The sequence below is a fragment of the Oleiphilus sp. HI0066 genome (assembly GCF_001635725.1).
On record NZ_LWFH01000594.1, the window covers coordinates 1 to 875 of the forward strand.

An 875-nucleotide genomic window follows, 5' to 3' on the forward strand; every position below is an offset into this window, starting at 1 on the left:
TGAAAGCAGAAATACGTTGGGGCGGCGACGCTAAATTCGTAGCAGAATCTGGTTCCGGCCATACAATCACAATGGACGGTCCTCCAGATCATGGTGGCAAGAACCAAGGTCCTCGTCCAATGGAAATGATTTTACTTGGCTTAGGTGGCTGCACTAGCTTTGATGTAATGAGCATCCTCAAAAAGTCTCGCCAAGACGTCACTGACTGTGTTGCTAACATCACGGCCGAGCGCGCTGATGAAGTTCCAAGCGTGTTCACAAAAATCGATATCCATTTCACTGTTACTGGAACAAAGCTTAAAGAGAGCCTTGTTAAAAGAGCTGTAGAACTTTCAGCTACTAAGTACTGCTCTGCTTCAATCATGCTTGAAAAAGCTGATGTAGAAATCACCCACAGCTACGAAATTAAAGAAGCTTANTCCTTAACTGTACTCTTTTGCTGGCCCGACTCGCTCTCCTTGAGCGAAGTCGGCTCCTTGTATTTTTGCTTTTTGCATCGCAATAGCTGAATCAACATTAGAAACAATCACCAATTTACCGAAGTGTTGAGCCAACTCAATCAGTGATCGCTCAGTCTCTTCTAACTCTTGCGAAGACTGCAAAGTATTCGCTGCCATCGTCACCGAATCAATCGGTAACAACTCTACTAAGTCGGGCGAGCATTGCTTAGTTCCATATCCAGCCAGACTAAATTTCACCCCTAAGTTCTGAAGATCCATCATTAAATCAGCTACTAAATAAGGATTAGACACACTGTCTAGGTCATATATCTCAAACCACAAATCATCTGCGGCTATATGCCCCTTCATCAATACCTTCTGCAAAGACTGACTAAAATTCTCATCAAAAAATGCTGAACTATGTATTGGAATTCT

1 protein-coding gene and 1 pseudogene are annotated in these 875 nt (G+C 43.0%); one reads left to right on the forward strand and one right to left on the reverse strand.

Annotated elements, in window-relative coordinates; genetic code table 11:
* Positions 1-11: 11 nt before the first annotated feature.
* Positions 12-413 (forward strand): annotated as a pseudogene (locus A3738_RS07815) (OsmC family protein); the annotation flags it as partial.
* Positions 414-422: 9 nt separating this feature from the next.
* On the opposite strand, the gene A3738_RS29205 reads toward A3738_RS07815, so the two are convergent.
* On the reverse strand, positions 423-875 hold a 453-nt coding region (locus A3738_RS29205; RefSeq protein ID WP_156504077.1), incomplete at its 5' end, for an EAL domain-containing protein.